At 31.5% G+C, this 22,840-nt stretch carries 17 protein-coding genes and 2 pseudogenes; 3 read left to right on the plus strand and 16 right to left on the minus strand.

Features of this window, described 5'->3' with window-relative positions; translation table 11 throughout:
• Window position 1 precedes the first annotated feature (1 nt).
• From FOD82_RS09585 to treR, 3 genes are all read right to left on the minus strand, one after another.
• On the minus strand, window positions 2-430 hold the full coding sequence (locus FOD82_RS09585; protein WP_144356245.1) for a YSIRK-type signal peptide-containing protein: 429 nt from the start codon (window positions 428-430) through the stop codon (window positions 2-4).
• A gap of 242 nt (window positions 431-672) precedes the next feature.
• Window positions 673-2,337 carry an alpha,alpha-phosphotrehalase gene (treC, locus tag FOD82_RS09590; protein WP_144356246.1) on the minus strand — a complete coding sequence of 555 codons (1,665 nt, stop codon included), beginning with the start codon at window positions 2,335-2,337 and terminating at the stop codon, window positions 673-675.
• A gap of 11 nt (window positions 2,338-2,348) precedes the next feature.
• Entirely contained in the window at window positions 2,349-3,074 is a 726-nt protein-coding gene (treR, locus tag FOD82_RS09595; protein WP_144356247.1) for a trehalose operon repressor, read from the minus strand.
• Between the two features lie 187 nt (window positions 3,075-3,261).
• Here treR and FOD82_RS09600 point away from each other — a divergent pair, with 187 nt between their 5' ends.
• On the plus strand, window positions 3,262-5,190 hold the full coding sequence (locus tag FOD82_RS09600; protein ID WP_144356248.1) for a PTS glucose transporter subunit IIABC: 1,929 nt from the start codon (window positions 3,262-3,264) through the stop codon (window positions 5,188-5,190).
• Window positions 5,191-5,616: 426 nt separating this feature from the next.
• On the opposite strand, the gene FOD82_RS09605 is transcribed toward FOD82_RS09600, so the two are convergent.
• From FOD82_RS09605 to FOD82_RS09620, 4 genes are all read right to left on the minus strand, one after another.
• Window positions 5,617-5,883 (minus strand): hypothetical protein, encoded by a 267-nt coding sequence (locus tag FOD82_RS09605; RefSeq protein WP_144356249.1) that lies wholly within the window; start codon window positions 5,881-5,883, stop codon window positions 5,617-5,619.
• The gene (locus FOD82_RS09610; protein WP_144356250.1) at window positions 5,880-6,446 is read right to left on the minus strand and encodes a hypothetical protein; all 567 of its coding nucleotides are present in this window, start codon (window positions 6,444-6,446) and stop codon (window positions 5,880-5,882) included. Before FOD82_RS09610 ends, FOD82_RS09605 begins: the two co-directional genes overlap by 4 nt.
• A gap of 267 nt (window positions 6,447-6,713) precedes the next feature.
• Complete coding sequence (locus tag FOD82_RS09615) at window positions 6,714-7,337, minus strand: NUDIX hydrolase (RefSeq protein WP_144356251.1); 624 nt, start codon at window positions 7,335-7,337, stop codon at window positions 6,714-6,716.
• A gap of 69 nt (window positions 7,338-7,406) precedes the next feature.
• Entirely contained in the window at window positions 7,407-8,738 is a 1,332-nt protein-coding gene (locus FOD82_RS09620; RefSeq protein ID WP_144356252.1) for an FAD-containing oxidoreductase, read from the minus strand.
• A gap of 187 nt (window positions 8,739-8,925) precedes the next feature.
• Here FOD82_RS09620 and FOD82_RS09625 point away from each other — a divergent pair, with 187 nt between their 5' ends.
• Together FOD82_RS09625 and FOD82_RS09630 are read left to right on the plus strand one after the other, a co-directional pair.
• Complete coding sequence (locus FOD82_RS09625; RefSeq protein WP_144356253.1) at window positions 8,926-11,574, plus strand: cation-translocating P-type ATPase; 2,649 nt, start codon at window positions 8,926-8,928, stop codon at window positions 11,572-11,574.
• Between the two features lie 114 nt (window positions 11,575-11,688).
• Window positions 11,689-12,558, plus strand: a complete 870-nt coding sequence (locus tag FOD82_RS09630; RefSeq protein WP_144356254.1) for an SPFH domain-containing protein — start codon at window positions 11,689-11,691, stop codon at window positions 12,556-12,558.
• Window positions 12,559-12,875: 317 nt separating this feature from the next.
• Here the strand turns inward: FOD82_RS09630 and FOD82_RS09635 are convergent, their stop codons facing one another.
• The 9 genes and pseudogenes from FOD82_RS09635 to FOD82_RS09665 all read right to left on the minus strand — a co-directional run bounded on the left by FOD82_RS09635 (window position 12,876) and on the right by FOD82_RS09665 (window position 22,827).
• Window positions 12,876-14,093 (minus strand): DUF2075 domain-containing protein, encoded by a 1,218-nt coding sequence (locus FOD82_RS09635; protein WP_144356255.1) that lies wholly within the window; start codon window positions 14,091-14,093, stop codon window positions 12,876-12,878.
• A gap of 605 nt (window positions 14,094-14,698) precedes the next feature.
• Window positions 14,699-16,192: a hypothetical protein gene (locus tag FOD82_RS09640; RefSeq protein ID WP_144356256.1), complete on the minus strand. Its 1,494-nt coding sequence runs from the start codon at window positions 16,190-16,192 to the stop codon at window positions 14,699-14,701.
• A 192-nt stretch (window positions 16,193-16,384) separates the two neighbouring features.
• Window positions 16,385-16,507 (minus strand): hypothetical protein, encoded by a 123-nt coding sequence (locus FOD82_RS09935; protein ID WP_277950090.1) that lies wholly within the window; start codon window positions 16,505-16,507, stop codon window positions 16,385-16,387.
• A 353-nt stretch (window positions 16,508-16,860) separates the two neighbouring features.
• Complete coding sequence (locus FOD82_RS09845; RefSeq protein WP_186277753.1) at window positions 16,861-17,037, minus strand: hypothetical protein; 177 nt, start codon at window positions 17,035-17,037, stop codon at window positions 16,861-16,863.
• 65 nt (window positions 17,038-17,102) lie between these two features.
• Window positions 17,103-17,495, minus strand: a pseudogene (locus FOD82_RS09645) (HEPN domain-containing protein); the annotation flags it as partial.
• A 17-nt stretch (window positions 17,496-17,512) separates the two neighbouring features.
• Window positions 17,513-18,610 (minus strand): hypothetical protein, encoded by a 1,098-nt coding sequence (locus tag FOD82_RS09650; protein WP_144356258.1) that lies wholly within the window; start codon window positions 18,608-18,610, stop codon window positions 17,513-17,515.
• A gap of 39 nt (window positions 18,611-18,649) precedes the next feature.
• On the minus strand, window positions 18,650-19,792 hold the full coding sequence (locus FOD82_RS09655) for a hypothetical protein (RefSeq protein WP_144356259.1): 1,143 nt from the start codon (window positions 19,790-19,792) through the stop codon (window positions 18,650-18,652).
• 139 nt (window positions 19,793-19,931) lie between these two features.
• Entirely contained in the window at window positions 19,932-21,383 is a 1,452-nt protein-coding gene (locus FOD82_RS09660; RefSeq protein ID WP_242450230.1) for a restriction endonuclease subunit S, read from the minus strand.
• Window positions 21,370-22,827: pseudogene (locus tag FOD82_RS09665) on the minus strand (class I SAM-dependent DNA methyltransferase). The gene FOD82_RS09660 and the pseudogene FOD82_RS09665 overlap by 14 nt, the downstream one beginning before the upstream one ends.
• Window positions 22,828-22,840: the final 13 nt, after the last annotated feature.

A 22,840-nucleotide genomic window follows, 5' to 3' on the forward strand; every position in this document is an offset into this window, starting at 1 on the left:
TCTACTTTTGTAGCAGAATCAGTATTAGATGCAGTTTGAGCAGTTTGAATATTTTGCTTACTTTTTGATTGACTTGATTTTGAGTAGTATTTTGTTTAGAATTATCTTGTTTACTTTGAGTTGTTATGTTTTGAGCAGTCTTATTATTAGCTTCAGTCTTATTTGTTTGGTTATTAGTTGCTTCTTTATTTACTTCCACAACAGCCTTTTTAGGGACAGTTGAATCTAATTTTTGACTGTGATTTTCATCAACAGCTTTATCACTTTCATCCTTTGTATCAGCATGGGTAACATTGGCACTTGTGCTCATCCATAAAGTTGTACCTAAAAGAACAGAAACAGCTCCAATTGTCAATTTACGAATACCAAAATGTGATTGGCGATCAGAAGTTTCTTCCATTCTTTTAGCATAATTATTTTTTGAAACCATGTTTCACCCTCCTATTATTATATTCCTTGGAGCAATAATTATCTTGTTCGACACTTTTATGGTACCACTTTCATTCGCAAACTATTAGCAAAAGCACTCATATTACCAATACTTGTGTAAGAAATCGTATACTATATTTACATTTTTTAAACTTATAAATAAAAAAAGTAGCATGATTATAAAGCCATTTAGTATGAATTTTCAATTCATATTAATTTATATCATGCTACTTTTTTTGTTTTTTATTTTATTTTTATTACTATAGTTTCATATGGGCGAAGATAAATTTGGTTTGATAATGATTTTAATTTAAGATCATAATTGCTTAAAATTGTTTCACAACTCTTATTTCTATAATTCTCAGGTAATTCTGCCGTAGCATTTTCCCCATAAAAATTAGTAAATACTAATATTTTTTCACTAGAATCTTCTAAATATCTTTCATAAGCAAATATTTGCTTATCTTCTTTCAAAAACATCTTAATATGTCCATCAGAAATCAGTTTTTCACTTTTACGAAGCTTGATCAACTTTTGATAATAATTAAAAATTTCTCCACTTGTTAATTCTTTTTCAACATTGATTCTTTCTTCATCAGTTGGTTTAAGCCATGGTTTTACACTGCTGAAGCCTGCATTTGATTTATTATTCCAATGCATTGGAACTCTAGAATTATCACGAGATTTAGTTTTAATTATTTCAAAAGCTGCTTGCTCACTCATCCCTTTATGAGTTAATTCTTCAAAAGCATTTTTACTTTCAATATCAACATAGTCATGAATTGAAGAATAATTAGGATCAATCATTCCAATTTCTTCACCCATATAAATATAAGGAGTACCACGCATTAAATGAGTAGCAGTTGCAAGCATTTCTGCCGATTTTTCACGATACTGCTCAGTATTTCCAAAACGATTTAGCGCCCAAGGCTGATCATGATTATTCCAAAATAATGCATTCCAGCCGCCACCTTTATCCATCTTTTCTTGCCATTCAGTAAATAACTCTTTAAGTTTCATAAAATCAAATGGCATTTTTGACCATTTTTCTCCATCTTTATAATCAACTTTTAAGTGATGGAAAGTAAAGACCATAGATAATTCATGTTCTTTCGGATTAGAATACTCAATTGAGTTAGGAATGGTAGTTGAAGACATTTCACCAACTGTCACGCTATCAGGATCTTGACCAAAAGTTGCTTGATTCATTTCTTTTAAATATTGATGCACAATTGGAGTATCAGTATAAAGGCTCTTTTCTTGCACTGGGTCAGTTGAATCAATAAGTTTCTCATCTTTACCAGTGACGTTAATAACATCAAATCTAAAACCTTTAACTCCTTTTTTACGCCAAAAATTGACTACTTTAAAGACTTCTTTTCGTACTTCTGGATTATGCCAATCAAGGTCAGCTTGACTAGGATCATACAAATGCAAGTAATAATAATCTGTATCACCAAACTTAGCCCATGCTGATCCACCAAACTTGCTTTGCCAATTAGTTGGCAAACTACCATCTGGTTTAGCCTTTCTTAAATAGAAAAACTTACGGTATTTTTCATCGCCAGCTAATGCTTTTTTAAACCAAATATTGTCAGTAGAACAATGATTAAACACCATATCTAACATCACACCAACATTGATTTCTTTTAATTTTTTAACTAATAATTCAAAATCAGCCATTGTTCCAAAACGCGGATCAATTTCATAGTAATTAGCTATATCATATCCATTATCCTTTTGTGGCGATACAAAAAACGGATTAAACCATATCATATCAACATTTAACTTCTTGATGTAGTCTATTTTTTCAATGATTCCTGGAATATCTCCCACTCCATCACCATTTGAATCATAAAATGACTTGGGGTAAATTTGATAAATTACTTTTTTGCCTAAATCATTCATTTTCTTTCTCCTTATAATTGAATTTTCTGTCTTCTAGCAAAATCCACAAACTTAAATTTAGCTGGATTATGAAATGATAAAGTTAATTGGAACAATGTTGTATCATTTAAGAAATTATGACTAGCCACTAACACTGCAACATCATCAGGAATCTTCAACTTATCTTGCAATTCTGCATTAACTTTTTCAACAGTGATTTCCTTAGTTGCGTAAGAAATCTCCAATCCTAATTTATTTTCTAAATATTCATAAATAGAACTTTCTGCAGCTTCTTTTGGCAACTTCTCAATTGGAGGCGTAAATAAATAATCGCAATCCAAAACTTGGGGTTGATTATCAATCAGGCGCAAACGTTCTACATAAATTCCAGACTGCTTTTCTTGAGTCGGAAACTTCTTTTTAAATAAAACTGGCAAATCTTTCATTTTTTCTAATTTAAGAACTTGCGTTTTCGCATTCATGGCTAAAGATTTATTAAGTTCAGAAAAACTCGTAATTCCTGATAAAGGAAAAGAATATTTTTCCAAATCTAAAACTATTGAGCCTTTTCCTTTTATTTTTTGAATCATACCTAAAGAAGTTAACTGCTCTAATGCTTTCCTAACGGTTTCTCTAGATGAACCATATAAAGTAGTCAGCTGACTTTCACTAGGTAAATATTCACCAGGAGAATACTGCTTGAAGCGAATCTTAGAAGCAATATCTTGTGCAATAAGATCAGATTTTGATTGAGTCATAATTATTCCTTTCTAACTTGATTTCAGATTTATTATATCCATCATGTATGGATATGTAAAGAAAAATATTTTTATTATTTATTCAGCATTGTAAACGTTTTTAAAATAATTGTTGACAACATGTCTAGACATGTTTATTATAATAAATGAATTATATGAAAACGCTTAACGAAGAGAGGGAATAAATATGCAGAGTAAAGAAGTAGCACTACTTGCTCCAGCTGATGGGATTGTAGTTGCTTTAGAAAATACTAGCGATCCTATTTTTAGTAAAGGCGCTATGGGAGAAGGATTTGGCTTAACACCAAGTAATAATAGAGTGGTAGCTCCAGTTGGTGGAACAGTTTCCATGATTGCAGACACTAAACATGCAATTGGAATAACCACAGAAGATGGGCTTGAAGTTTTAGTTCATATGGGTGTTGACACAGTTAGTCTTAAAGGTGAACCATTCAGCGTTTTAGTAGAAAACGGACAAACAATTAAACCTGGTCAAGATATTGCTAATATGGATATTGACTTTATTAAAAATAAAGGCTTAGATACAACTATCATGACTTTGATTACTAACTCTTTTGATAAAATTTCAGGAATTGACTTAACTGAAGGAGTAACTAAAGCTCGTGAAGTGGTAGCTCATGCATATCTTAAGGGTGAAGATACAGAAGATACTTCTGATAAAAAGTTGTCTTATGATGAACTTGCAACTTTTATTATTAAAAATGTTGGCGGTAAAGATAATATTAACAACTTAATTCACTGTATTACTAGATTGCGCTTCTATTTAAAAGATGAAGCTAAGGCTAATGATGAAGCTTTAAAGAATCAACGTGGAATTTTAGATGTAATGCATGCAGGTGGTCAATATCAAGTTGTAATTGGTAATGAAGTAACTAACGTCTTTGATGCAGTAATGAAACAATTGCCAAATTTAGATCCAGATTCGGCTCCAGCACCAGAAAATGATAATCGAAATCCTATTTCAAAAGCTTTTGGTAATTTAATTGGTTTCATTACTGGTTCTATGAGTCCTGTAATTGGAGTAATTGCTGCTTCTGGTATTATTAAAGGACTATTAGCTTTATTAACATTGCCACAACTTGGTGCTTTATTAAATATTAAAAGTCCAATTTATATTACAGTTAGCGCTATGGCTGATGCAGCCTTCTTCTTCCTGCCTGTTTTAGTAGGGTTCAGTGCTGCTAAACGCCTCAATAGTGATCCGATGATTGCAGCAGTTATTGGTGGGTTCCTTACTTATCCGCAAATTATCACATGGGGACAAGCTACTAAGAATATGTTCAGTATTGGAAGTTGGAATTTCCAATTTTTAAACTATAGCTATTCTATTTTCCCTATGATTTTAGCAGCATGGCTTGCAGCAAAATGTGAACAATGGCTTAAAAAGGTATTGCCAGCATATTTACAAATGATTTTTACACCACTTATTACAATTTTAGCGGTTTCTGCAATTACTTTAGTCATTACAGGTCCAGTAATTCAAGGTGCAGCTAACGGAATTGCTGTCTTTATTAACTGGCTTGTATCTTCATCTGGCTGGGTTGGCGGTCTTGTTATTGGTGCATTCTACCAACTTCTTGTTATCTTTGGTCTTCACTGGGGTGTGGTACCACTTATTGCTCAACAAATTGCTGGTAGTGGTCAAAGTGCATTAAACGCAATTGTTTGTTCAACCATGGTAGCCCAAGGTGCGGCAGTTTTGGCAGTAGCTATCAAATCAAAGAAAGCTGACATGAAAGAATTAGGTATTGCAGCTGCAATTAGTGCTTTTTGCGGAGTTACTGAACCAGCTATTTACGGTATTAACTTAAGATTTAAGAAAGTATTTGCATCAGGTTGTATCGGTTCCGCCTTTGGTGGCCTTGTAACAGGGCTCATGCATGGAACTATGTATGGGTTTACTGGTGGTCTTATTGGATTCTCAAGTTTCTTCAATCCACAACATCCGACTCAATTAAATAGTTTTTACGCATTCCTTATTTCAAGTGCAGTATCAATTATTGTAGCTTTCATCGCCGTATGGGTATGGGGCTATAACGACAACATGACTATGGGTAAAAAAGTTGAAAAGAAAAAGCGCCCTGGTAGCAAGTAAATCAAGCAGTTTAATGAATTTTAAAAGGTAAAATTTTACTTGTTGTGCAACTTTTGTGCAATAGGCACAAAAAAGTTATATCAGAAATTAATAATATGAACTTCAGATTTTTTATTAAGGCTGAGTTCATATTATTTTTTTGATTAATCTGTTCATTTGTCAGACCTAACTCTTTTAATTGATTTCGTTTTATTATTACAATTCCTTTCACACGTTCTTACGAGTTCGCCTTTCAAATAAGGGTATAAAAAATAAGCAGTTTTACGACTTACTTGGGTCAAGATTGGATTGTTAGTGCATAAATTGAGCTAATAATTCAATCCAATCAGGTGCTTTACTAATAATTTCATTTACCTTGTTCATTTTTGAATTTTCTTCAAGGTCTTCGATTCCTTATTTTTATAAAAATAGCACTAGCTTAGTTTACTAGTGCCATTCTTCAGCTCCATCAGCATAATCCCATATTCTTTCTAGCTTCAAGCCATCAGACGATAATTCCCCCTTTGAATCTAAAGAATCTCCAATATAATCTCCAAAAATATCAAAGACATAATCGTAATCTTGATTTGAATACATTGGATAAAATAATTTTCCATTCTCATGCAAAATTTTAGGAAGCAAAATATTATAAAGATCACTATATTTTTCTTCAATAAATTGAAAATCTTTGTTAGAAAAAACTAGACTTCTCATCTTTTTGTTTCCTTTCTAGGTACTACAGTAACAAGATTACCCTGCTTATTTAAGACAACATAGCCTTCATTAATTATATATTTTGTTGAAATTTTTAAATACTTGGTTTTACCCTGTTTTAGCATTTCTTTGATTTCATCAATTGAAACACCTATACGTTTATGACCATCAGGGTCTTCTCTAACGCCAAAAATTCTATCTATTAAGTGATTTGAATAACTAATAATATCTTGATTATCTACTGTATTTATACCAATTACTTCCTTATCAAGTTGCTTCATAGCATCAACATAATCGTAAAAAGATACAACTGATTCACCTGTGCCTTTTTCTCTAGCTTTGATATAAGCTTTCAGCGTTTTATTTTCTGTACCATTATTATACATTACTTTCTTAAATTCTTTAAACGATTTAGGAAAACCACGTTTGTCATAATTTTCTACTAAGAAATTATATCTCTTTTGAGTTGCTTCATCGGGGACAATTTGGGGACAAAAATTTTGGAAAAACACAAAAATTAACGGAAAGCATTGGACTAAATTCCAAAAATAAAAACCGCCCAATCCCTTGATACAAGGGGAAAACACACAAAAAACGCCGACTAGAAAAGTCAGCGTTTTTTTCTGGAGTTATAAAATGATGCTACTGTTCCTGTAGAGATAGAAATAAAACAGGAAAGTGCTTGGAGTTTGTAAGAAGAGGAAGAAAGGAGACCCCTCTTCCTGTTATTATATTAAACCGTTTTCAATGTAAAAGCAAGCATATTTTTTAAAATAATCCATAAATATATATTTGCTTATAATAACTATAAATAACACAAAAATTTTACTTTATTCAAATTTAGTTTTCCAATTGGAATCATTAAGAGCTTCAAAGCACATACTAATTTGCTCTTTAGTATTTCTTCCTTGCGATAATTTTGGCAAATTATTTATTGCAAAATAATCACACGCATCTGTTTCATCATTAGACTCAAATTTTCCATCAATTTCCTTACATAAGAAAAAGCATTTCATTATATTAGTTGCTAACATTGGTTTATTATGCTTATTACGATCTTGCACAGCTATTAATCTTATTGGTTTAACGATTCTGCCAGATTCTTCGCGGGCTTCTTTAACAACATTTTCTGCTGGAGAGAGATCATAATCATTCCATCCTCCTGGTAGAGACCATTCCTGGGTTTTCTTTTCTCTAACCATTAAAATTTTATTATCTTTAAAAATCGCTGCCCGAGTATCAATTTTTGGTGTTTGATAACCTTCATCCCCTGCAAATAAAGTCTTCACCTGCTCTTTTGGCAAGCCAGTCTTCGCAATCATCATCTCAATTGCAATTTCACGAACTCGTTTATATCTTTCTTTATCAAAAACATCATGCCCATAGTGAAGTCCAGCTTGAGCTAAGCTTTGAAGTTCGCTAGCCCAATCAGTAAATTGATCTCCTGTCCTCATTTTAAAACCTTCTTTCTAGGTTTATTATACAAAAAAGCGTCTTCATAACGAAAACGCTTTTTTAATATATTACTTAAATAAGTCATTAAAACTTTCACTCATTGTTGGATGAGTATAAATTTGATCACGTAAAATTGTATATGGCAATTTAGCTTTCATTGCTAAAGAAATCATATTAATTAATTCATATGATTCAATACCATAAAGAGTTGCACCTAAAATTTGGTCATTTTCTGGATTTACTAATGCCTTAAATAGTCCTCGCGTATCTTTAGCTACCCGAGCTTTAGGAATCGCTGCAACAGGCAATTTAAATAGTTTATATTCAATCCCTTTAGTTTTTGCCTGCTTTTCATTCAACCCTACTTGTGAGAGTGCTGGGTCAAGAAATACGCTATATGGTACAATATTACGACTTTCTAAAGTATATTGGCCATTACCAAATAACTGACTCTTAATAATTCTAAAGTCATCAAGAGAAATATAGGTAAACTGTAAGCCGCCTTTCACATCTCCAATTGCCCAAACATTAGGAACGTTGGTTTTAAGATATTTATCAACCTTGATAGCTCCACGATCCGTTAATTCAATATCAGTATTTGACAAGCCTAAACTTTCTATGTTTGGTTTTCTTCCAGTGGCTGCTAAAATCCGTTGACCTTTTGCAACTAATTCGTTGCCATCTTTGTTATAAATAACTTCAGCAAAATCTTCATGGTCAACTACTTTTTCGATATTAACCCCTAATTCAAACTTAACTCCTAAGTCTTCCATGTCCTTTTTGACCATTTGAGCAATATCATCATCTTCACGCTTAATAAAGTCATGATTACGATCTAAAACTGTAACTTTTGAACCATATTTTGCAAACATTGATGCAAACTCAAGTCCAATATAACCTGCACCAATAATGACTAGTTCTTTTGGCAAAGATTTTTGCTCCATAGCCGCAGTAGAATCAAGCAAAAACTTACTTTCCTTAAGCCCTAGAATTGGTAACATTATCGGTGTTGAACCAGTATTGATAAAAATTCGCTCACCCTGATATTCTTGACTATCTCCACTTGGCAAAGTAACTTCAATTGTATGATTGCCAGTAAACTTTGCTACACCATCAAGTACAGTAACTGTTTTTTCATCAGCAAGCATATGATAATTTTTATCACGTAAAAATGAAGTCATTTCATTTTTGCCCTTTACAGCATCAACAAAATCAATGCCATTTGCAGCTTCAATAATCATACGCTTTGATGGCAAACATGCAATATTAATGCAGGTTCCGCCATACATCTTATTCGACTTTTCAATAACTAATACTTCTTCACCCTTTTGAGCCAAGAATTTAGCTAGGGTTTTTCCACCCTTACCAAAACCGATGATAATATTTTTTACTTTTTTCATAATTATTCCTCTTTAAAGTCAGTTAATTATAATTTGTTAAGTTGACTATATTCCTTTCTCATTGAAAAGTCATGTTTTTTGCTTAAGATTTTTTAAATTGATTTGCCATTTATTGACACCGTGTCACTAATTAAGTTATATTATTTATAACAAAAAATAAACAGAACTAAGGAGTGATATTTCACCTATGGAAAACAATAAACGCCCTCCGGCCTATATGGCAAGCAGTACTGAAATTTTACAAAGATTAAAGACTACTAAAAGAGGGTTATCGACTCAAGAAAGTCAAAACCGACTTAAAAAATATGGCTCTAATAGCTTAGCCTCTGCTCCTCCAAAAACTATTTGGCAAATGCTAAAGGACCAAATATTTGATCCTATGATTTTAATTTTGCTTGGAGCTAGCATTTTTTCAGCTTTTCTCAATGAATGGACAGAAGCAATCGTTATTGCATTAATAATTATTTTCAATGCAATAATTGGCATTATTCAAGAGAAAAAGGCCCAGTCATCATTAGCTGCCTTAAAACAGATGAGTGCACCAACTGCATTAGTTATGCGAAATGGACAAGAACAAAAAATTCCTGCTCAAGATTTAGTAATTGGTGACATTGTTTTATTAACTAATGGGGATATAGTTCCTGCTGACTTAAGATTAATTGAAGCGGCTAACTTGCAAGTTCAGGAAGCATCTTTGACAGGTGAATCTCTACCAATTAAGAAAGATTCACAAGCAATTTTAACTAAAAATTGTCCTTTAGGTGACAGAACTAATATGGTTTATACTTCTTCTATTGTTACTTATGGTCGCGGAATTGGTGTAGTTACAGCTAGTGGAATGAATACCGAAATGGGTGCCATTGCTGGAATGCTTGATAGTGAAAGTGATATTGAAACTCCACTTAAACGTAAACTTGCATCCGCCGGAAAAACATTAACTATCATTGGTTTGATTATCTGTGCTTTTATTTTTTTACTGGGCGCATTATATGGAAAACCTTTAGGACCACAATTTTTAGTGGCTGTATCATTAGCGATTTCTATTATTCCAGAAGGATTACCAGCTACTGCGACAATCGTAATGGCTCTTGGAGTTAAACGAATGGCTAAAAAGAACGCCTTACTGAAAAAACTCCCAGCAGTTGAAACTCTAGGAAATACAACCGTAATTTGCTCTGACAAAACCGGCACCTTAACATTAAATAAAATGACTGTCGTTGAAGCAGCCCTAATAGGTGATATTAGTCAAACTAAAACTGTAAAAGCTAAAAAACTTTCTAATAAATATCATGAGTTAATGCTTGCTGGTATTTTATGTAATGATGCTAGTTTAGATAAGAATAATAAAGTCATCGGTGATCCAACTGAAGGTGCTCTTATTACTTTAGCTCAAAAACATAACTTAATTCAGAAAAGAGTTAAAGAAAATTATCCGCGACTTTTTGAACAACCTTTTGATTCAGAAAGAAAACGCATGACAACTTTACATCCGCAAAATGATGGTTATGTTGCATATACAAAGGGCGCCATTGATGAAATATTGCCAAGATGTAAATATGTTTTAACTGAATATGGCATCCGACCAATTAATGATTTTCAAAAAGAACAAATTTTAAAAACAGCTCATAAAATGTCGACTAATGCCTTACGTGTATTAGGATTTGCTAAAAGAAATTTCACTAATATTCCTGCCGAAAACTCGGATATTGAAACTAATCTAGTTTTTATGGGATTAGTCGGAATGATTGACCCACCCCGTGTTGAAGTAGCAAGCGCTATTCAAAAATGTCATACTGCAAAAATTGCTACAATTATGATTACTGGTGATCATCAAACAACTGCTGTTGCTATAGCTAGAGAATTAGGGATTTTTCAAGATGGAGACCATGTTATTACTGGTAGTCAGCTAAATAAAATGAGTGATCCTGAATTAGATAATATGGTTAAGGCAACTACAGTTTTTGCTAGAGTTTCCCCAGCAGACAAATTGCGTATTATTAAGAGTTTGCAAAGGAATGGCGAAATTGTTGCTATGACTGGAGATGGTGTTAATGACTCCCCTGCCTTAAAAGCAGCTGATATTGGAGTAGCAATGGGAGTTACAGGAACAGATGTAGCTAAAGATGTGGCCGATATGGTATTGTTAGATGATAGTTTCACTACTATTGTAGATGCAGTTCAAGAAGGTCGTCGAGTATATCGTAATATTCAAAAGGTTATTCAATTTTTATTAGTTGGAAATATTGCAGAAATTACGACTTTGATAATTGCGACAATTTTCAATTGGGATGCACCCTTGCTCGCTCTTCATATCCTTTGGGTCAACTTAGCTACAGCAACATTACCAGCCTTGGCCTTAGGAGTTGATCCTGCAAGCAAAAATATTATGACACATGCTCCTGTAAAAATTGGTACATTATTTGAAAAAGGCTTAGTAATTCGTGTAATTACTCAGGGACTCTTTGTAGCAATGATGACTTTAATTGCTTATGGAATTGGTGCTCAAACTAGCAATATAGCTGGTCAGACAATGGCTTTTTGTGTATTAGCTTTTTCACAAATGTTACGTGCATTCAATCAACATTCTACTACCGAATTGATTTGGCAAAGATCAACTAAGATGAATTATTGGATTCTTGTTTCATTCATTATCTCTGCTATTTTTATTTCAACAATTTTATTACTGCCAAGTATGCAAACTACCTTCCATTTAACTGATTTAAGTAGTAATCAATGGATAGTGGCAATTGGTTTGGCTCTGATGTCAATTATACAAGTAGAATTTAGTAAACTAATTAAAAATGCAAGTCGCAGTTTTAATGCGGATGTTGCATAATTATAGAAGTCTGGCAATTAATTGCCAGATTTTTTTTATAAAAATTAATTGCATTTATAAAAAAATCTGTCATAATTATGAAAAATAATGTTAGCCGGAAAGGAAAATAACAAAATGCTTATTCCACTAATTATTACAATTTTAGTTATCCTTTACTTTTTTGCAGGGTTACGAATTGTACCTCAAAATTATGTTGGCTTAGTTGAAACACTGGGCAAATATTCCAAAACAGTAAAAGCGGGTTTAATCTTCATTTGGCCGATTTTTCAAAGAATTCGCAAAGTAAGCCTCGCCTTACAACCACTAGAAATATCTAAATATCGTATCATCACTAAAGATAATGCCGAGATTACCACTAGCCTTACATTGAACTATCTTGTAACTGATGCTTACAAATACTTCTACAATAATACTGATTCAGTAGAAAGTATGGTTCAGCTGATTCGTGGTCACTTACGCGACATTATTGGACGAATGGAATTAAACGAAGCTTTGGGCTCAACTAGTGAAATCAATGCTCAGCTTTCTGAAGCAATTGGCGACTTAACTGATGTTTATGGAATTCGCGTAGTGCGTGTTAATGTCGATGAATTGTTGCCAAGCCCTGAAATTCAAAAAGCAATGGATAAACAATTGACAGCTGATCGTGAAAAAACCGCCGCAATTGCTAAAGCTGAGGGTGAAGCTCGCAACATCGAACTAACTACTAAGGCTAAGAACGATGCTTTGGTTGCAACTGCCAAAGCAAATGCAGAAGCTGTTAAAACTCAAGCTGATGCGGAAGCCTATCGTATTGATAAATTACAAGAAAGCTTAGGTAAAGCTGGCGAAGGATACTTTAGAAATCAAAGTTTGGATAGTTTTAACCAATTAGCAAATGGTAATAACAACTTAGTTATTATGGATAAGGATGAGATTACCACTTTAGGAAAAGTCCCAGCTGCTAAAAAGGTTTGGGATGCAAGTAAAAGTAAAGATGAATAAATAAAAATTTCTTCCTGGCTGGTACCTTTATACCCATATGTACGCAAATTGGTTTAATCAAAAAAGCAAGAAACTAAGTTCTTGCTTAATATTTATTAATCATTTGTATCTGAAATTGGCTTAAGTGCATCAACATAACCATTAACTTCAGACTTTATTAATTAAATATGACATTATTAAACCAATAATTCGTGGAAAATTAGGATTTACTTTACCATTATTTAGAGAATTCATTCAAGAAAAATATGATGAATTAAATTGGGGTTAAAAAAAAACCGTTCTAGAAGCTTAAAAACATTTTCTAGAACGGTTTTTAATTATTTTAATTTAGAATACATTTCATACAATGTTTTTCTTAAAAGAGGATCATGAGCATAAATATAAGTTCCATATACTCCACGCTTGAATAAAACATTCAATTGATTCATGAAAAGCTGTTTCTTAATCTCGTTCAATTCCTTTTCTGATAAATCTTTTCTTCTTTTAAATGCTTCTGTATCAGTGAATTTATTAATATCAATATGCAAATTATTAGTTCCAGGAATCTGACTAATAGGTGGACTAATTATTATCCCCGTATAATTTAAATCAAAACCCTGACAAGTATAAAACGAACCCACTTCATTAATAGTCTGCGGAATTTCGGCCCATGGTTTAACTGTATAATTATATTGATCCCAAGGCATTTTAAAACTACCTTCTTGAATATAATGCTTTTTACCATCTAAAGTAGACGGATAACCTGTTGCTGATAAAATTCTTGATAATCCTACTTCAGAATTGCGCTTAACAATTTCTTGTCGCATCTTTTCAGCATCATCAAAAATTCTAAAATCATAATTTTGTTTAGCATTTTTAGGCAGCGGCATTATTTCTAATTTATCAGTAAAATCATTAAACCAATTAATCAATTCATCGCTTGCATTCATTCGGAATTGATGCGTTAAATAATAATCTTGATATGAAAAATCATGTGTAATACTTTCTAATTTTTCTTTTGTCCAAAAAGTCTTAGTTCTCATAACTTGATGAGTATCAAAAACAAGAATTACCACTTTAGCTCTTTTAATTATTTCGACTAGCTGATTTTGGTAAGTAAAATTATTATATGGATCTGATTTTGATAAAAGCAAATGTGCTTCATCAATTAGAACAATATCAACTTTTGAACACTTTTTATCTAAAGTATTAATCAAAGAAGTAGGTCTAGTAAAATCTTTCTTATATAAGTTTGGAAGTTGTCCTGCAATCTCCTTATAAATTTTCAAAATTTCAGGGTGATTAACAACAAAGTAATTTTCCGAACCATACAATATTGATTCTTTATTTTTTCGAGTAGCTGTTTGAATCTGATTAAACAAGTGAGATAATACAACACTTTTCCCTGTTCCTGCATCCCCATATATCGTAAAAACTGCCGGAAAATCTTGTTTTAAGTGCTGCTTAGAAAAAGTAATTACTTGATCTACTAATTTATTTTGTTCCGGTGTCAATTCTTTAAATGGTGACAAATTATTGACGGCTTTTATTTCCATTTGGTTTGAACCCTAACTTCTCTTTCATGATAAATTTCGATATAATTATTAACGCAGAAAAGTTAAATCAGCGGTGGTACTTTCTAATCCAGGAGATGATTCTTATGGTGTGAACTTTCATAATCCAGAATCTAACTGAAAAGAGGTACAGCTTACATGATAAGCCTCATTTGGCTTGTCATAAATATCCTTGGTCTTTTGATAATTCTTCTTAGATTAGTTCGTTGCTTTTTTAAAGAAGCTAAAGATACGGTAGATTCTTTTACAGAATTACTAAAATCAATCAAGCAGACCATTGATACTTTCCATGATTTATGGAAAAAGTCGTAAGCAAAAAAGCCGTGTGATACTTTTGGAATGGTAATCACGGCTCATTTGCTAAACATTACTAACCACCGCTCTTTTAGCGTCTCTGCATTAAGGTATCACGCTGGCAGGCGTGATGCCTTTTTTGTTACGTTTATTATAACATCTCTGATAAAACTTGCGCAATAATCCCATCTATAAATTAATTTTTATCATTAATAGATATGTCACAACCATTTTTCATTCCTTGCTATAATTATAGATAAGTTTAATGAACACCGCCCCGAAATCTAAATCATTTAATTCACCTTATCATTATTCCCAAAATTTGCATACAAATAATGTAATCTAATTACTCCATCATATTTTGCAGGAATATCAAAAATTTGCATCTTATTCGAATATTCATTAAGATCTTCAGTTGCCTTACTATAAACTGTAATTGAATGTGGCACACTTCCAATTAGTAAAAAGACATAATCAGCACTGTGCATTGCTTTAAAAATCTGCTGCTCACCATCTTCATAAGCATCAAAAATCTTAAGATTGCAGTACTTCTTCATTTCATTAACAAAGCCAGCAGAATACTTATTACCAACTAAGACAACATTTAAGTTCTTAAGCCAATTAATTTCTGCTTGATTAGTAATAGTAATTTTATGTTCATTTTGTCTTTGATTAATTTTAGACTTATGATTCTTCTGAAACTTACTAATACGAGAAATATTTGACTCTATCGAAATAGTAGGATAAAGATGATCTACAATCCAATTCTTATGCTTGTAATGACAACGCACAACAATTCCAGAAGAATAATTAGAATTATTACGCAATCTCTCTGGCACAAAAACTGGATAAACAGAATTCTTATTAATATCATGAAGCAAAAATTGGTCACTTGTTTCTTCAATATAGCCATAACTATAGCTATGTCTTTGAGTTGACTCTAAAACTTGCTGATAATATTGCTTTAGGTAATCAAGTTTAGCATAATCTGTAATAGTCTCAGGAGAACATTTATCAATCAAAAGCTGAATTAATTCCGAAATAGGTGCATTCTTTAATTGTGTTTTGTTGCGATATTTTCTTAATAGTGAGTCATTTTCATCAATTAAGGACTTAACTTTACTCTCTAGCTTATTTTGAAACTTGGTTAAATGTTCTACTTCTCTCTTATATTCTTTTGCCTGCTTTTGGTAAGTATTTCTATCTTCTCTTACCAGAGTTATTTTTTCAGCTAACTTAGTATTCTTTCTCATTACTCCTGCAAAGAGAGTACTTAATAATTCTATTTGAAAATTTTGCTCATCAATAAGCTTTCGTACATCATCACCAGGAGCTAAGCTTTCAGAATCAATCCAAGATGTTACTTTTTGAAGATGACTTATTTCTTCATTTTTTTGCTTAAGTTTTTGGTCTAATTCTTTATTCTTTTCTTCATATTCAAGCTCTATTTTCTTAATTTTTTGATTAAAATTATCTTTTTCAGCTCTTAATTTACGTAACTGCTTTTGTTTACTACGATTTCTCTTTTGTAATTCACTTTTTTCATGCTGGAGTCTTATATTATTTTGATTTGTGAGACGCAATTGTCGTTCTAATTTTTTGATTTCTAATTTTGCATCTGTTGAATATGTCGTTTTCTTTTTCGGAGTTGAACTATTTTCAGTTTCTTTTTTCCTCTTAGATTTGATTACTTTTTCCATTAACTGTCGTCGATGTTCTGCCATATCCATTTTTTCGGATTCGGGAAGTTTCTTTCTATTTTCATTTAAGAATCTCGACATTTTCATATTTTTCCCTCCAAGATTTAATTTTTATATAATTGTAGCTTATTTGAAGTGTAAACACTATATATTATTAAGGATACTTTTTATAATAAAGTATTTATAAGTGTACGATATTGCACTTAGCAGAATTAATAATCAGTGATACATAAAAGCAATAAGCTGGCTAACTTATAGATTGAACTTCTTGCTTTTTTATTATTCTTTTTCTAGCCAAGTTTTTATTTTATTTGGAGTGTCTAAATCTTCCAATGGCCAATCTTTTGTAAGCTCTTGAATTGCTTGTTCATCAGAAACTTTCTCAATATCTTTAATTTTCAAAGTAACCTCCAACATTTTATTTAGTGAAGTTAAAAACTTATCTTTTACATTTAGTATTTCTTCTAAATTCATTTTTTTAATTATAAAAATCAATTACTATTATAATCTATCAAAAAAGCAAGAAACTAACTAATTTTAAGTTAATTCTTGCTTATTTATTTTCCATATCTTTTGCAAAGAATCAGAATTTATAATTGGCAATGAATCAAACTGCCCTTCAATGTATCTTCTAGCAAAGGAGACATCTTTCCTCCCCTTATTCTTAGCATTGCCAATATCAAATACTGAGGTCAGAGTACTTACCCTAGTAAATAATTTATCATAAAAATTATAAACTGATCTAATTTTACTATCTAATTCGTAACAGCATGAATGTGATTTATTGTTAATTCTTGCATAATTCCTAGTACCTTAAGATTAGCAAAAGTATTGGTTTCTTTATACTTTCTAAGTCTTTCTCCTGCTTCTGCTAAAAGAGTAGTTTCATCCCTAAACAAAGCAAAATTCTTTACTGTAAAATCAACTAACATAATTTCTAGCCCTCCATGTTAGTCTTAATTTAACATAACAAGCACGAAAAGCCGTGCTTAAGTGATTATTTTATGTTAGACTCCCATAAATCTATAGAATTTAGTGCTCCTTTTAAATCGTCCTCTAATTTACTTTCAGAAGTATCTATATTTAGTATATTATTAAAAATATAATACCTACATAATCTTTCTAAAACGGCATTAGTTTTAACTAAATATTTAAAACTATCTGATACTTTGTTTTCTCTATCCTCTCCGTGAGTAATATTAACCCGTGTATTAACAATAAACGCTGTCCATTTATCTATAGATTTAAAACCATATTTAATTAATTCTTGTATTTCAGTAGAAAAATCACTAATAAATAGCTTTATTTTTTTATTTAATATTATGGGGTGTAATTCTTCCTTAGGTGGATTTTCCATCTTAGTAATTATCTTATTTATAGGTTCATATAATTCTTTAAATTGGTTGTCTAAGTCTTTATTTCCAACTTTTTTAAGATTATTTTTAAATTGTTTTTTCTTTCTCTTATAGTTTTAACAACTTCTACATTTTCTAGTTCTTTCCTATTATCTTTCTTTTCTTTTTTATCAGCATACAGATTTTCTATGGCTTGAGTCAAATCAATTAATTTATGATCAGTATCCAAATAATTAACTATAATATTATAATTATGAGTTACAAAACCATTTAATAGTTTATTTTTATAAACTTTATTAAACATCCCACTTATAACAGCTTTCAAAGTATTAAGCGTAATTGCTCCTGAATAAATAGGATCGATATCATAATTTTTAAAACCATTTATATAATCTATATCCATTGGTAAAAACACTCTAGCCAAATCATTATTTTCATTGGTTAAATAAATATATTCTGGTTCTAATCTAGTTTTGTAATATAGTGAAAGCCCTCTTTTTAGTTTAATAATCATACTACTTATATCATCTAAATTACTAATATAAGTATCAAATTTAATATCAAAAAATATTTTAGACTCATTCTTTCTAACTATAAAAATATCAAATTTCAAGCCCTTATAACTAATTCTACAAATATATTTTTTATCACATAAAATATGGTTTTCATTATATTTGTGATATTGAGATTCACAATTAAATATTTGCATCAAATAATCATTTATATTATCAAAAGAAACTAAAACATCAGTATAGCGTGCAGCTAAACTTTTACTATCCCTATATATAATTACAGTCTTCATACCTAACTTTTGCTGATGCAAATCTGTAAAATTAGGTGATACTATGTCTTCACTTTCATATGCATCAATTAATTTCACATATAATCCATTAAAATTAACCCCATATATTTCCAAAGCTTTCGAAGGACTATATCTATTACCCAATTTTTTATCTAAGCTTTTAGTAGAATGAGTTAAGCTTTGATATAACGATAAGTTCCAACTATTTTTATTATTAATTAAACTTCCGTATCTTCTGTCTTTATTTTCTCTATCAATTTTATCTTTTGATAATGCCCATGCACCATCAAATTCTATAGAATCCTTCAATGTTAATACTTCTAATTCTGACCAACTTAAATACTTCATAATTTTTATCTCCTTATTTTTAAAATTCTATAATCTTTTTTAATCCCAACTAATACGTAATAATTGGTCAAAAATTAATAATAATTTTATAAATACAATATCTGTATATCTATCCGGATTAACTCGTCCGTGATCTATTGAATGTCTTCCAATTCCAACCTTATCTATACCATCAGGAAAATTCTGAAACTTACCATTCCATAAATATATTAATACCACCATTAATAGTTCTAAATCACTATTTTCATAAATTTTCTTTTCAGTTTTCTCCAAATTCGTTTTTATTAAGTGTCCACTAGAACTATTAAGCAATCCTAAACGTTGAGCTACAGCATTTTCAATAAGAGTCATAAGATTAGTAATTAATAACTGACAATTACCAAAATCTTGCTTTAAAGTTTTTTGAAATCTTCTCAAATAATCAACATAACTTTTAGGATAAAATTTAGATTTTGCCACTAAATTAATTACTTCTTCTAGTCTTTTAAAAGTATTTTGATAATTATTCTTTGTATAAAAATCAATAACTATATTTTCTAAGCTTTTCACTTTTCTATTAGCCTTATTTTTTATATGTTCAATCTTATCTTTTAACTCTAAGTCAATATCATTATTATAAATAATAACCCATTTCTTTTTTAATAAAGCATATTGTAAAATATAAGGATTAGGTGGGAGACATAAAATATTATTAATATCTTTAATCCAAGTAACATTTTGATTATATGGTACAAATACCTTTTCCAAATAAGATATATTTAATTTACCTAATGCTTCTTGAACTACCGAAATCTGAGTTAAAAAATTATTATTCGTTAATGTATTTTGCTGTCCTATCCAACTATTAATAGTTGGTATAATTTTATTACTATTTATTACTTTATTAAATTGATTTAAGCCAGTAGTTTGAGGAATTGTAGAGATATTATTTGTAGCCACTTCAATTAATTTACTTTGTGTATACGTTAATCTATGAAGCTCTTCACTATATTTATTAAAACGATTATTAATATTATTTTGCTGATTAATATACTGCACATAAGATGGAGTAACTTTACTTAAAGCTGCAATTCCTTTAAAATTTTGAGTTTTTAATTTACTCGTAGCAGGAATTAACTTATTCATATTATTCATTGTAGCTAATTTATTTTTTAAAAAATTAGAATTATCTTTTTTACTCATATATTTCCTCTTCTTATAAAATCATACAATAAACAGTGTATTACAAATACTAATACCACTACATATTGAAATCAAGATAAAATTTAATTAGCTAATGATCAAAAATGTCAAGTATTGATAAAATAAAAAAGATGATATTTTAATTTATCATCTTCATAATAGATTCTATTTGATTAACAATTCGTTGCTGTTCTTCTAATGGTGGCATTAATATTAAAACCTGCTTTAAATTTGCAGCCTTAATTCCTTTAACTGTACTACCTGTAGCTTTTTCATTTAAAAACTTTTGAAAAATATTTGACTGCATAAAATAAGACATAAATTTATTATTCTGCAAATTTGATACTTTTCTAAGTGTAATCAATCTTTGAGCAGTAGCAATTGGTTCATCAAAGTCATTAATGGCTATTAACCCCATAGGTGCTTCAGTAGTAATAAAGATATCACCTTTCACTACATCACCACGTGTACTTCTTTCTACAAATTCTGTCTTACTTATAAATTCTTCTGGCTTAACAGATATATAACCCATTCTAACATTTTTTGCTGTAATCAACCTAATACCAGATGAAATCTTGTGCGGAGTTTTACCTCTATAATCAATAAAGTCATAAATCTCCCCCAATCTCACCCATTCCCAACTATCAGAGATGTCAAATGGCTTCTCATCATCGGTGATTTCAGGGAGCTTCTTACTCTTCTTAATCTTACCTTCCTTAACCAGTTCTGCCTTTTCTGCCTTAATCTTCTCAAGCAGCACGCTTGCTGGTTTATCATCTGGATTCTGCTTGACCAGCTTCCCACGCATTGCCAAGTCCAGCACCTTAGAGCGCAACATCTTCTTGAATTCATCGTATTGTTGATTAGAAGATTCGACTTTGCGAAGCAAAGCGAAGAGCTCTGCTATTTTAGCAGCGATTCGACTTTGCTCTTCTAGTGGCGGGAAAGGGACTGATGCTAAAAGTAAATCATCTCTAGAAACACCCGGAATCATACTTTTCGCTTTACTTTGCAACTCTTTTACATAGTATTCAATAAAGTATTTTTGAAAATCTCGATTCAAATTATAAATATTTTTTATTCCCATAATTTGACGCGCAATATGAGCTTTAGGAATATCTAAAATTGCTATTTTCCCTATAGTTCCCTTTACAGAAAGAAGTAAAGTACCTTGTTCTACTATTACACTAGGATTATTAACCCACTCTGTAATATTAATTATTCCTTGATTATTAATATTACTTGCTCCTGTTATATAAGGCATTGAATTAACATCAGGAGTAGATAAATGATCTTTTTTTGTAATATCTCTTCCAGATATTAATGCAATAACCTCCCCCAATCTCACCCATTCCCAGCTATCAGGAATGTCAAAGGGCTTCTCAGTATCAGTAATTTCAGGCAAAGCTTTACTCTTCTTAATCTTACCTTCTTTAACCAGCTCTTCTTTTTCCGCTTTAATTTTCTCTAAGAGTACGCTTGCTGGTTCATCTGTTGGATCTTGCTTGACGAGCTTTCCTCGCATTGCTAAGTCCAGTATCTTCTCTCTTAATGCCTGTGCATCGAACTCCAAGCTATTAGTCTTCATCATCAATCCCCTTTAATGCTTCATTAAGCTGCTCAATGGCATCCCTAATCTCTCTCGACTTCTCATCCATTCCCTTTAAGATCTCACCAAGTGACAATTGCACCTTCTCTTCTTCATCACTCATCCAAGAAATATCTAAACTGGTATTTGGACGCTTCAAGATTTCATCAATTGTAAACTTACGCCAGCGACCATTTGGATTCTTTTCCTTGTCCCAAGTCTCTACACGCTTAGTTCTATCATCTACACAGAATAGTTTTTCAAAGTCGGTAAAATCTTTTTCATTAAGGGGATTTCTCTTACCAAATGACCGCATTTGATGACGCATGTCATAAATCCAAACATCTTTAGTATTTCCCTTATCTTCTTTTCCGCGTGTAAAGAACAAGACATTAGTTTGCACACCTTGAGCATAAAAAATCCCAGTTGGCAATCTCAAGATAGTATGCAAGTTGCACTTCTCCATTAAGTCGCGTCTGATTTCTTCACCTTTTCCATCAGCAAATAACACGTTATCAGGCACCACAACTGCAGCACGAGCCTTGCCATTATGCTTAAGTGAATTATAGATAATTTGCAAGAAGTTAAGTTGCTTGTTGGAAGTTGGAAAAGTCAAGTCTTCACGTCCGCTACTTGTATCAGCACCTTTTTTAGTACCAAATGGTGGATTAGTTAAGACCACATCAAAGTTCTTCATCCACATTCCATTAGCTGATAAAGAATCTCCTTGGCGCAAATCTCCATCCATTTTATGCAAGTATTCATTCATCATTGCTAAACGGTGGGTATTAGGAACAAGTTCCATTCCAGTGAAGGCATCTTCAGTTTGGAATTTATATTAATCGTCATTCAAATTACTATAGTCATCATACTTATCTCTTAAGTATTGATTAGCTCCTACCATAAAGCCAAAAGTTCCAGCTGCTGGGTCATTCATTCTCTCGCCTAATTCTGGCTTAGTCATTTTGACCATCATGTTGATTAATGGACGTGGCGTGAAGTATTGACCAGCTCCTGATTTAACTTCGCTGGCGTTTTTCTCCATTAAGCCTTCATACATCTCTCCCAGACCTTCTTCACTAGCTTCATACCAATCAAGCTCATCAATATCATGGACGATTTTGTCTAAGTTTTTCGGCTTATCAAGTGAAGTTGAAGCATTAGCATAAATGGCGTTAATTTTAGGGTTATTAACAATTGTTGGATTACCCAAGTCAATCAGCATTTGACGGTAGAAGTCCATCAAGTCGCGTCCCTCATGCTTGATAAGATTATTCCAATGATATTTTTCGGGGATTTGATTTTCTAATTTTTCATCAGCTTCGTCTACCATCTTCAAGAACAAGATATAAGTAAGTTCTGTGATATAGTCTTGATAACTTACCCCATCATCGCGCAGAACATTACATTCATTCCATAACTTTTGTACAATTTCTTGCGTCGTCATTGCCATTTATTTT

The organism is Lactobacillus sp. LL6, from assembly GCF_007570935.1.
GTDB lineage: Bacteria > Bacillota > Bacilli > Lactobacillales > Lactobacillaceae > Lactobacillus.

Excerpts from the sequence above, each read along its gene's own strand:
- treR (WP_144356247.1), bottom strand. The coding sequence starts at position 3,074 with ATGACTCAATCAAAATCTGATCTTATTGCACAAGATATTGCTTCTAAG.
- FOD82_RS09620 (WP_144356252.1), bottom strand. The coding sequence starts at position 8,738 with ATGAAAAAAGTAAAAAATATTATCATCGGTTTTGGTAAGGGTGGAAAA.
- FOD82_RS09585 (WP_144356245.1), bottom strand. The coding sequence starts at position 430 with ATGGTTTCAAAAAATAATTATGCTAAAAGAATGGAAGAAACTTCTGAT.
- FOD82_RS09635 (WP_144356255.1), bottom strand. The coding sequence starts at position 14,093 with ATGGAAATAAAAGCCGTCAATAATTTGTCACCATTTAAAGAATTGACA.
- treC (WP_144356246.1), bottom strand. The coding sequence starts at position 2,337 with ATGAATGATTTAGGCAAAAAAGTAATTTATCAAATTTACCCCAAGTCA.
- FOD82_RS09600 (WP_144356248.1), top strand. The coding sequence starts at position 3,262 with ATGCAGAGTAAAGAAGTAGCACTACTTGCTCCAGCTGATGGGATTGTA.
- FOD82_RS09615 (WP_144356251.1), bottom strand. The coding sequence starts at position 7,337 with ATGAGGACAGGAGATCAATTTACTGATTGGGCTAGCGAACTTCAAAGC.
- FOD82_RS09630 (WP_144356254.1), top strand. The coding sequence starts at position 11,689 with ATGCTTATTCCACTAATTATTACAATTTTAGTTATCCTTTACTTTTTT.
- FOD82_RS09660 (WP_242450230.1), bottom strand. The coding sequence starts at position 21,383 with ATGATGAAGACTAATAGCTTGGAGTTCGATGCACAGGCATTAAGAGAG.
- FOD82_RS09640 (WP_144356256.1), bottom strand. The coding sequence starts at position 16,192 with ATGAAAATGTCGAGATTCTTAAATGAAAATAGAAAGAAACTTCCCGAA.
- FOD82_RS09605 (WP_144356249.1), bottom strand. The coding sequence starts at position 5,883 with ATGAGAAGTCTAGTTTTTTCTAACAAAGATTTTCAATTTATTGAAGAA.
- FOD82_RS09655 (WP_144356259.1), bottom strand. The coding sequence starts at position 19,792 with ATGAGTAAAAAAGATAATTCTAATTTTTTAAAAAATAAATTAGCTACA.
- FOD82_RS09845 (WP_186277753.1), bottom strand. The coding sequence starts at position 17,037 with ATGTTAGTTGATTTTACAGTAAAGAATTTTGCTTTGTTTAGGGATGAA.
- FOD82_RS09650 (WP_144356258.1), bottom strand. The coding sequence starts at position 18,610 with ATGAAGTATTTAAGTTGGTCAGAATTAGAAGTATTAACATTGAAGGAT.
- FOD82_RS09625 (WP_144356253.1), top strand. The coding sequence starts at position 8,926 with ATGGAAAACAATAAACGCCCTCCGGCCTATATGGCAAGCAGTACTGAA.